General features: G+C 68.0%; 10 protein-coding genes. 4 read left to right on the plus strand and 6 right to left on the minus strand.

The window, feature by feature from the left end; all coding sequences use genetic code 11:
• Positions 1-49: 49 nt before the first annotated feature.
• Positions 50-1,528: a replicative DNA helicase gene (dnaB, locus tag AB0H32_RS07300; RefSeq protein WP_361115628.1), complete on the minus strand. Its 1,479-nt coding sequence runs from the start codon at positions 1,526-1,528 to the stop codon at positions 50-52.
• 459 nt (positions 1,529-1,987) lie between these two features.
• On the opposite strand from dnaB, the gene AB0H32_RS07305 reads away from it, so the two are divergent.
• On the plus strand, positions 1,988-3,325 hold the full coding sequence (locus AB0H32_RS07305) for an MATE family efflux transporter (RefSeq protein ID WP_361115631.1): 1,338 nt from the start codon (positions 1,988-1,990) through the stop codon (positions 3,323-3,325).
• 138 nt (positions 3,326-3,463) lie between these two features.
• Here AB0H32_RS07305 and rplI read toward each other — a convergent pair whose 3' ends face one another.
• From rplI to rpsF, 4 genes are all read right to left on the minus strand, one after another.
• Positions 3,464-3,910, minus strand: a complete 447-nt coding sequence (gene rplI / locus AB0H32_RS07310) for a 50S ribosomal protein L9 (protein ID WP_361115634.1) — start codon at positions 3,908-3,910, stop codon at positions 3,464-3,466.
• Positions 3,911-3,928: 18 nt separating this feature from the next.
• Positions 3,929-4,165: a 30S ribosomal protein S18 gene (rpsR, locus tag AB0H32_RS07315; RefSeq protein ID WP_003949403.1), complete on the minus strand. Its 237-nt coding sequence runs from the start codon at positions 4,163-4,165 to the stop codon at positions 3,929-3,931.
• Between the two features lie 57 nt (positions 4,166-4,222).
• A complete protein-coding gene (locus tag AB0H32_RS07320) occupies positions 4,223-4,807 on the minus strand; it encodes a single-stranded DNA-binding protein (protein ID WP_361115637.1) in 585 nt (194 codons plus the stop codon).
• An 81-nt stretch (positions 4,808-4,888) separates the two neighbouring features.
• Positions 4,889-5,179, minus strand: coding sequence for a 30S ribosomal protein S6 (gene rpsF / locus AB0H32_RS07325; protein WP_005482942.1), 291 nt, complete (start codon positions 5,177-5,179; stop codon positions 4,889-4,891).
• Positions 5,180-5,453: 274 nt separating this feature from the next.
• Here rpsF and AB0H32_RS07330 point away from each other — a divergent pair, with 274 nt between their 5' ends.
• The 3 genes from AB0H32_RS07330 to AB0H32_RS07340 all read left to right on the plus strand — a co-directional run bounded on the left by AB0H32_RS07330 (position 5,454) and on the right by AB0H32_RS07340 (position 8,215).
• Positions 5,454-5,774: a hypothetical protein gene (locus AB0H32_RS07330; protein WP_361115640.1), complete on the plus strand. Its 321-nt coding sequence runs from the start codon at positions 5,454-5,456 to the stop codon at positions 5,772-5,774.
• Between the two features lie 204 nt (positions 5,775-5,978).
• Positions 5,979-7,100 carry a peptidoglycan bridge formation glycyltransferase FemX gene (gene femX, locus AB0H32_RS07335; RefSeq protein WP_361115643.1) on the plus strand — a complete coding sequence of 374 codons (1,122 nt, stop codon included), beginning with the start codon at positions 5,979-5,981 and terminating at the stop codon, positions 7,098-7,100.
• An 83-nt stretch (positions 7,101-7,183) separates the two neighbouring features.
• Entirely contained in the window at positions 7,184-8,215 is a 1,032-nt protein-coding gene (locus tag AB0H32_RS07340) for an alanine racemase (RefSeq protein ID WP_361115646.1), read from the plus strand.
• A 97-nt stretch (positions 8,216-8,312) separates the two neighbouring features.
• Here the strand turns inward: AB0H32_RS07340 and AB0H32_RS07345 are convergent, their stop codons facing one another.
• Positions 8,313-9,845 (minus strand): glycosyltransferase 87 family protein, encoded by a 1,533-nt coding sequence (locus AB0H32_RS07345; protein WP_361115649.1) that lies wholly within the window; start codon positions 9,843-9,845, stop codon positions 8,313-8,315.
• Positions 9,846-9,909: the final 64 nt, after the last annotated feature.

The following is a 9,909-nucleotide window of genomic DNA, read 5'->3' on the forward strand; positions in this document are numbered from 1 at the left end:
CCGCTGACGGCCCAGACGTCGAGTTCAATTCGCCGGTTGTCCGGCCGGGTCAGGTCTGCGCCATGTCCACGAATCGGGAGTAGTGGCCCTGGAAGGCGACGGTGATCGTCGCCGTGGGACCGTTTCGGTGCTTGGCGACGATCAGGTCGGCCTCGCCCGCGCGCGGGGACTCCTTCTCGTAGGCGTCCTCGCGGTGCAGCAGGATGACCATGTCGGCGTCCTGCTCGATGGAGCCTGACTCACGCAGATCGGAGACCATCGGCTTCTTGTCGGTGCGCTGTTCGGGACCACGGTTCAGCTGGGAGAGCGCGATGACCGGGATCTCCAGTTCCTTGGCGAGCAGCTTGAGGTTACGGGACATGTCCGAGACCTCCTGCTGACGGCTCTCGGCGCGCTTGGAGCCGCCGGACTGCATCAGCTGGAGGTAGTCGATGACGACCAGCTTCAGGTCGTTGCGCTGCTTCAGGCGCCGGCACTTGGCCCGGATCTCCATCATCGACAGGTTCGGGGAGTCGTCGATGTAGAGGGGCGCGGCGGAGACGTCCGGCATGCGTCGGGCGAGCCGGGTCCAGTCCTCGTCGGTCATCGTTCCGGACCGCATGTGGTGCAGGGCGACGCGGGCCTCGGCCGACAGCAGACGCATGGCGATCTCGTTGCGGCCCATTTCCAGCGAGAAGATGACGCTGGGGAGGTTGTTCTTGATCGAGGCGGCTCGCGCGAAGTCCAGCGCGAGGGTCGACTTACCCATGGCGGGACGGGCCGCGATGACGATCATCTGGCCGGGGTGCAGACCGTTCGTCAGCGAGTCGAAGTCCGTGAATCCCGTGGGCACACCGGTCATCTCGCCACTGCGCGAGCCGATCGCCTCGATCTCGTCGAGGGCGCCCTCCATGATGTCGCCGAGCGGCAGGTAGTCCTCGCTGGTGCGCTGCTCGGTGACCGCGTAGATCTCGGCCTGGGCGCGGTTGACGATCTCGTCGACGTCGTCGTCGGCCGCGTATCCCATCTGCGTGATGCGGGTGCCGGCCTCGACCAGGCGGCGCAGGACCGCTCGTTCGTGGACGATCTCCGCGTAGTACTCGGCGTTCGCCGCCGTGGGCACCGTCTGGACGAGGGTGTGGAGGTACGACGCGCCGCCGACCTTGTTGATCTCACCGCGCTTGGTGAGTTCGGCGGCAATGGTGATGGGGTCGGCCGGCTCGCCCTTCGCGTAGATGTCCAGGATCGCCTGGTAGATCGTCTCGTGCGCGGGCTTGTAGAAGTCGTGGCCCTTGAGGATCTCGACGACGTCGGCGATGGCGTCCTTGGACAGCAGCATGCCGCCCAGAACGGACTGCTCGGCGTCCAGGTCCTGCGGGGGCACCCGCTCGAAGGAAGAGCCTCCGCCGTCCCAATCGCCGTTCTCCCGGCCCCGGTCGTGCTGCTCGTCACGACCCCGGCCGGCCTCACCCCTCCGACGGGCGGTCGGCAGACGATCGCTGGGCCCGCTGTCCGCCCACGGATCGTCCAAGGGCTCGGAAATGCTCACCGAGCCACCTCCTCCCGTCCGCACGGCGGACCTCGCCGTGCCCTCTTTTGTACGGCACGACACTGACAAATCGAGAGGCCCAACTCCGGTTCTGACGCGTCGTTTTTGTGACGTTTCCCGGGTCGAGGGAAGGAGCGGGCGCCGGACCACGGTAGGCCCCTCGGCACCGTCAGCCAATCTGGTTATCCACAGGCCATGTGGACGACGGCCCCGATGCTGTGGAGAACCCGCCGAAACCTGTGCACGACCCGGTGGACAGCGCTGTGAACAAGCCCTCGATCCCACCATGAAGACCGCGCTGACCTGCATCTTTGCCATCCACTGGCTGTGCAGAAGAAAAACTTCCCCAGTCGGCCCAAGATCGCTTCGAACGGTGCACGAAAGTGCACCGGTCACGATGGATAGTAAGGGGCACTGGCCAATTGCATCTCTTACCTGTGGACGATTAGATTGGTGCTCATGACACAGGCTCCCGCGACACCCCAGGCCACCCGCCGGCGGCACGACCGAGAGATCGTCACGCTGGCCGTTCCGGCCTTCGGCGCACTCGTCGCCGAGCCTCTCTTCGTCATGGCCGACAGCGCGATCGTCGGCCACCTCGGGACCGCTCAGCTCGCCGGTCTCGGTGTGGCCTCAGTCCTCCTCACGACGGCCGTGAGCGTCTTCGTCTTTCTCGCCTACGCCACCACGGCCGCCGTGGCACGACGGGTCGGCGCCGGCAATCTTCAAGCGGCCATCCGTCAGGGCATGGACGGCATCTGGCTGGCCCTCCTCCTCGGCGGGACGGTCATCGCCCTCGTCCTCCCGTTGGCTCCGGGCATCGTGGATCTCTTCGGCGCATCGCCCACCGCGGCCCCCTTCGCCACCACGTATCTGCGCATCTCCGCACTCGGTATCCCGGCCATGCTGGTCGTCCTCGCCGCCACCGGTGTGCTCCGCGGTCTGCAGGACACCAAGACCCCGCTGTACGTCGCCGTCGCGGGCTTCGTCGCCAACGCCGGACTCAACGCGGGACTCGTCTATGGCGCCGGACTCGGCATCGCCGGCTCCGCCTGGGGCACCGTCATCGCCCAGTGCGGCATGGCTGCCGTCTACCTGAACGTGGTCGTCCGCGGAGCCCGGCGGCACGGCGCCTCCCTGCGCCCGGACGCCGCCGGCATCCGGGCCTCGGCACAGGCCGGAGTGCCCCTGCTCGTGCGCACGCTGTCCCTGCGGGCGATCCTGGTGATCGCCACGGCCGTCGCGGCACGTCTCGGTGACGCCGACATAGCCGCCCACCAGATCATCCTGTCCCTGTGGAGCCTGCTGGCCTTCGCCCTCGATGCGATAGCCATCGCCGGGCAAGCCATCATCGGCCGCTATCTCGGTGCTGACGACGCCCGAGGCGCCCGTGAGGCCTGTCGCCGCATGGTCCAGTGGGGCATCGCCACCGGTGTCGCACTCGGCCTGCTCGTAGTGGCGGCCCGGCCGCTGTTCCTCCCGCTGTTCACCGGAGACTCCCTGGTCAAGGACACCGCGCTGCCTGCTCTGCTGATGGTGGCCCTCTCCCAGCCCGTCTGCGGGATCGTCTTCGTCCTGGACGGTGTACTGATGGGCGCCGGCGACGGACCGTACCTGGCCTGGGCGATGGTGATCACTTTGGCGGTGTTTGCCCCTGTGGCGCTGCTCGTCCCCACACTGGGCGGAGGTCTCACCGCCCTGTGGGCCGCCATGACACTCATGATGACGGTCAGGTTGGCCACCCTGTGGCTGCGCGCCCGATCGGGCCGCTGGATCGTGACGGGCGCAACGCGTTGACCGTTTCACGTGAAACATGAGCGGACCGCAACTCCGGCGTCGGAGCGACGTGCACCTCAGGCATGGGAAAGGGGCCGCACCCCGTCAAGGGTGCGGCCCCTTTCACCGGCTCAAGCGAGCGCAGCGATCACGCGGCGATCAGGCCGCGACGACCTCGACGTTGACCTTGGCGGCAACCTCGGGGTGCAGACGCACGGACGTCTCGTGGGCGCCCAGGGTCTTGATCGGGGCGGACAGCTCGATGCGGCGCTTGTCGACCTCGGGGCCACCGGAAGCCTTGATCGCGGAAGCGATGTCGGCCGGGGTGACGGAACCGAAGAGACGACCGGCGTGGCCGGAGCGGACGGCCAGACGGACCTTGACGCCCTCGAGCTGGGCCTTCACAGCGTTGGCCTGCTCGATGGTCTGGATCTCGTGGATCTTGCGGGCGCGGCGGATCTGCGCGACGTCCTTCTCGCCACCCTTGGTCCAGCGGATAGCGAACTTCCGCGGGATCAGGTAGTTGCGAGCGTAACCGTCCTTGACGTCGACGACGTCGCCCGCGGCACCGAGGCCGGAGACCTCGTGGGTGAGGATGATCTTCATGTGTCTGTCACCCTTCCCTTATCGCGCGGTGGAGGTGTAGGGCAGCAGCGCCATCTCACGGCTGTTCTTGACGGCCGTGGCGACGTCACGCTGGTGCTGCGTGCAGTTGCCGGTCACGCGGCGGGCACGGATCTTGCCGCGGTCGGAAATGAACTTCCGCAGCATGTTCGTGTCCTTGTAGTCCACGTACGTGACCTTGTCCTTGCAGAAAGCGCAGACCTTCTTCTTCGGCTTGCGCACAGGCGGCTTCGCCATGGTGTTTCTCCTGTGTGATCAAGAAGTGTGGGTACGACCCGCCCTCGGTCCGAAGACCTAGAAGGGGGGCTCGTCCGAGTAGCCGCCGCCACCGCCGCCGCCGGAGTTTCCACCCCAGCCGCCGCCACCCTGGTTACCACCGGCGGGAGCGCCGGAGGCCCACGGGTCGTCAGCCGGAGCGCCGCCGCCCTGCTGGCCGCCACCGGAGCCGCCGCCCCAGCCGCCGCCACCCTGGCCGCCACCGCCGCCGTAACCACCCTGGCCACCGCGGGCGCCACCGGCGGTCTTGGTGACCTTGGCCGTGGCGTTGCGGAGGCTGGCGCCCACTTCCTCGACGTCCAGTTCGTAGACCGTGCGCTTGACACCCTCACGGTCCTCGTAGGACCGCTGCTTCAGCCGGCCCTGCACGATGACGCGCATGCCTCGCTGGAGCGACTCGGCGACGTTCTCCGCCGCCTGACGCCAGACCGAGCAGGTCAGGAAGAGGCTCTCGCCGTCCTTCCACTCGTTGGTCTGACGGTCGAAGGTGCGGGGAGTGGACGCGACGCGGAACTTCGCGACCGCCGCACCGGACGGGGTGAAGCGCAGCTCGGGGTCATCGACAAGGTTGCCGACGACCGTGATGACGGTCTCGCCTGCCATGGGGGAACCTCTCGGCGGGTTTGCTGCTCTGGCTGCTTGGTTGCTGCTACTCGAATCCCGAGATCAGCTGAGCGGGAGAGCTCAGTGGGTCTCGGGGCGGAGGACCTTGGTCCGGAGGACCGACTCGTTCAGGTTCATCTGGCGGTCGAGCTCCTTCACGACCGCAGGCTCGGCCTGCAGGTCGATGACCGAGTAGATGCCCTCGGGCTTCTTCTTGATCTCGTACGAGAGACGACGACGGCCCCAGGTGTCGACCTTCTCGACCTTGCCGTTGCCCTCACGGACGACGGAGAGGAAGTTCTCGATCAGGGGGGCGACAGCGCGCTCCTCCAGATCGGGGTCGAGGATGACCATCACCTCGTAGTGACGCATGTGGAACCCACCTCCTTTGGACTCAGCGGCCACGGTCGTTCCGTGGCAGGAGGGTTGTGATGCGTACGCAACGGTATCGGCCACCACTGACAATCGAGGGGCTCCGCTGGGAATCCCCGCAGTGACCTGGAAAGGCCTGGGCAGACACCGGTGCAGACGGTACAGACTACCTGCACACCGGCTTCCGGTTGAAATCCGGCCGTGGGGGCCGCCAATCTGTACACATCGGGTGTGTAAGGCGCTACAGTGCGCCGCGATCCGCAGGAGGTGCCTCATGGCACAACAGCAGGCATTGCGACCCAACACCGCCGGATCCCTGTTCGCCACCGACGGCAAGCCCCATCCGCTCCAGGACGGTTTGGCGATCGCCACGCTGGCCCTCGGCGTGCTGGCCTTCGCCACGTCCTTCTTCCCCGGTCTTCATCTGCTCGCGTCCTGGTGCGGCCTGCTGGGGATCCTCACCGGCATGTACGGACAGTGGATCTCGGAGACCACGCGGCAGCGCTTCGGTCTGATCCTGGGTCTCGGTGCCTCCGGAGTCGGCTTCATGCTCGGCATGGCGAACGGCGGGCTGTTCGGCGGGCTCATCGGCTGACCCTCCCGAACGGCGGTCCGGCACCTCCCGGACGCCCCGGATCCGGCACCTTCGCCGGACACCGTGAAAGCGCCCCGGCGGCCCACAGCCGGGACGCTGGTGCCGTACGCCCAGTCGGGGCGCTTGCCAGGCGCAGTAGGCTTCGGCGCGAGAGCCGGAGCCCCTGTACCCATGGGGACACACCAGCCCGAGGAGCGCCCCGACATGAGCCTGACCCTGAGGACCATCAGCCGCGAGCAGCATCTGGCCTACATCCAGAGCCTGCCGGCGGCGAGCCACATGCAGGTCCCGGCCTGGGCAGATGTGAAGGCGGAGTGGCGCTCGGAGAGCCTCGGCTGGTTCGACGAGCGTACGGGCGAGATGGTCGGCGCGGGCCTGGTCCTCTACCGCCAGCTCCCCAAGATCAAGCGCTACCTCGCCTACCTCCCCGAGGGCCCGGTCATCAACTGGTTCGCGCCGAACCTGGACGACTGGATCCAGCCGATGCTGGCCCACCTCAAGCAGCAGGGCGCCTTCTCGGTGAAGATGGGTCCGCCGGTGATCATCCGCCGCTGGAGTGCAGAGACGATCAAGCGGGGCATCCAGAGCCCCGATGTGAAGCGCCTGCGCGACATGGAGGCCGACTTCATCGAGCCGCGCGCCTTCGAGGTCGCCGACAAGCTGCGCCGCATGGGCTGGCAGCAGGGCGAGGACGGCGGAGCCGGCTTCGGCGACGTGCAGCCCCGCTACGTCTTCCAGGTGCCGCTGGCCAACCGCTCCCTGGAAGAGGTCCACAAGAACTTCAACCAGCTGTGGCGCCGCAACATCAAGAAGGCCGAGAAGGCCGGTGTCGAGGTCGTCCAGGGCGGCTACCAGGACCTGGCCGAGTGGCAGCGGCTGTACGAGATCACGGCCGTGCGCGACCACTTCCGGCCGCGCCCGCTGTCGTACTTCCAGCGCATGTGGACGGCCCTCAACACCGAGGACCCCAACCGCATGCGGCTGTACTTCGCCCGCCACAACGGCGTGAACCTGTCCGCCGCGACCATGCTGATCGTCGGCGGCCACGTCTGGTACTCCTACGGCGCCTCCGACAACATCGGCCGTGAGGTCCGGCCCTCGAACGCCATGCAGTGGCGGATGCTGCGCGACGCCTACGCGCTCGGCGCCACCGTCTACGACCTGCGCGGCATCTCCGACTCGCTGGACGAGACGGATCACCTGTTCGGCCTGATCCAGTTCAAGGTCGGCACGGGCGGCCAGGCCGCCGAGTACCTCGGCGAGTGGGACTTCCCGCTGAACAAGCTGCTCCACAAGGCGCTCGACATCTACATGTCGCGCCGCTGAGCCGCGGACGTTTGATTCCATAGGCTTTGCAGCCTTCACACCTCTGATTCACCGCAGCCACAAGAAAGGTTCCGGGTCCGGCCATGGCGCTCACGCTCTACGTCGACACCGCGCGCTGGCGGGCGCACCACAAGCACGTGCAGGAGCAGTTCCCGGGCCTCGTCCCGGTCTGCAAGGGCAACGGCTACGGCTTCGGACACGAACGGCTGGCCGAGGAGGCGACGCGCCTGGGCGCGGACGTCCTCGCCGTCGGCACCACGTACGAGGCCGCGCGCATCAAGGACTTCTTCGGCGGTGACCTGCTGGTGCTGACGCCGTACCGGCGCGGTGAGGAACCCGTCCCGCTGCCGGACCGGGTCATCCGCTCGGTGTCGTCGATCGACGGCGTGTACGGCCTCGTGGGCGCCCGTGTCGTCATCGAGGTGATGTCCTCGATGAAGCGGCACGGCATCAGCGAGCAGGATCTGCCGCAGCTGCACGCCGCCATCGAGAACGTCCGGCTGGAAGGCTTCGCGATCCACCTGCCGCTGGACCGCACCGACGGCTCGGACGCCGTCGAGGAGGTCATCGGCTGGATGGACCGGCTGCGCGCGGCCCGACTGCCGCTGCACACCATGTTCGTCAGCCATCTCAAGGCCGAGGAACTCATCCGGCTCCAGCAGCAGTTCCCGCAGACCCGGTTCCGCGCCCGCATCGGCACGCGGCTGTGGCTGGGGGACCACGAGGCCACGGAGTACCGGGGCGCCGTCCTGGACGTCACGCGCGTGGCCAAGGGAGACCGTTTCGGCTACCGGCAGCAGAAGGCGGCCTCCGACGGTTTCCTGGTGGTCGTGGCGGGCGGTACGTCGCACGGGGTGGGCCTGGAGGCCCCCAAGGCCCTGCACGGCGTCATGCCACGCGCCAAGGGCGTCGCACGGGCCGGCCTCGCCACCGTCAACCGGAACCTTTCTCCGTTCGTCTGGGGCGGCAAGCAACGCTGGTTCGCCGAGCCGCCGCACATGCAGGTGTCGATCCTGTTCGTCCCGTCGGACGCCCCCGAGCCGACGGTCGGCGACGAGCTGGTCGCCCATCTGCGGCACACCACCACACAGTTCGACCGGATCGTGGACCGCTAGGTCCTGTCCGGGCTGCTGGAGCGCGAAGGCCGTACACGAATCGCTCGTGTACGGCCTTCTTCACGCTCCAGCGGGGGCCCGCCGAAAGGGTGTTCGCTCAGAGCGAACGGTCCTTCTGCGGCTGCGGTTCGGGCCTTCCCCAGTCCACCTGAGGCGCGTCGAAGTGGGCGGCGTGCCGTGGGGGATGGGCCGCCGCACCGAGTACGAAGACGTCCTCCGCGCCGTCGAGCACCCCGCCCGACGGGTCGTCGTCCCCGGACCGGCGCACCACGTCCCGCTCGGGCATGAGGATGTCCCGCACAACGACGGCGCACAGGTACAGCGTGCCCAGCAGGTGCATCGCGATCGCCCAGTGATACCCCTGCGTCGGCAGGCCCTTGTGCGCGTCTCCGCTGGTCGTGTAGGCGAGGTACATCCAGATGCCCAGGAAGTACGCCACCTCGCACGCCTGCCAGATCAGGAAGTCCCGCCACTTGGGCCGGGCGAGGACCGCGAGCGGCACCAGCCACAGGACGTACTGCGGGGAGTAGACCTTGTTGGTGAGGATGAAGGCCGCCACCATCAGGAAGGCGAGCTGGGCGAAGCGCGGTCGGCGCGGGGCGGTGAGCGCGAGTGCCGCGATGCCGAGGAAGCACAGGACCACCAGTACGGTGGCCGCGGTGTTCACGAAGTCGGTGGTGGGCGGGTTGCTCGAGTTCTGCGCCCAGATCAGCCAGAAGGAGCCGAAGTCGACGCCCCGGTCATGGCTGAACGTGTAGAACTTCGACCAGCCCTGGAAGGCGAAGAGCATCACTGGCAGATTCACGACCAGCCATGCGACCACCGCGCCACCGGCTGCCTGGAAGAACTCCCGCCATTTGCCGGCCCGCCAGCACAGCACGAGCAGCGGACCGAGCAGAAAGACCGGGTAGAGCTTGGCGGCCGTGGCGAGCCCCAGCAGGACTCCGAAGGCCAGAGCCCGTCCCCGCGACCACATGAGCATCGCGGCGGCCGTGAGGGCCACCGCGAGCAGATCCCAGTTGATGGTGGCGGTGAGCGCGACAGCGGGCGCCAGAGCGACCAGCAGTCCGTCCCAGGGGCGGCGGCGATGGGTGCGGGTCACACAGACGGCGATGACGGCCGCGCACACCATCAGCATCCCGGCGTTGACGAACCAGTACCACTGCTCCTGGTGCTGGATGCTGCCGCTGCCGGGCGTGAGCCAGGCGGCCACCTCCATGAACACACCGGTCAGCACCGGGTACTCGAGGTAGTCCATGTCGCCCGGGAGCTTGTCGAAGTACGGCACCAGCCCGTCGGCGAAACCACGCCCCTGGTACAGGTGCGGGATGTCTGAGTAGCAGGCGTGTGTGTACTGCGAGCTCGCGCCGAAGAACCAGGCACTGTGGTAGCAGGGCGCCTTCTGGATGAGGCCGAGGGCGAACATGCCGATCGCGACGAGCGCGATCACCCGGACGGGAGTCCACCAGGACGTCCCGAGGAGGGCGCGGCGCCCGATGGGGCCACCGATCAGCTCACTCCCGACCGCGGCGATCTCGTCCTCCCGGGTCGGCCGCACCGGTTCCGCCGGGGCGGACCGCACGGGCTCGGGCTCGTGCTTGCTCGCGGGCGTCATCTCTGCACTGGGCATGGGCCACATCCTGCCGTACCTGTCTAGGAATACGCCGAGGGCCGCCGCACCCCGTGGGTGCGGC

The organism is Streptomyces sp. NPDC020362 (genome assembly GCF_040642095.1).
Lineage (GTDB): Bacteria > Actinomycetota > Actinomycetes > Streptomycetales > Streptomycetaceae > Streptomyces.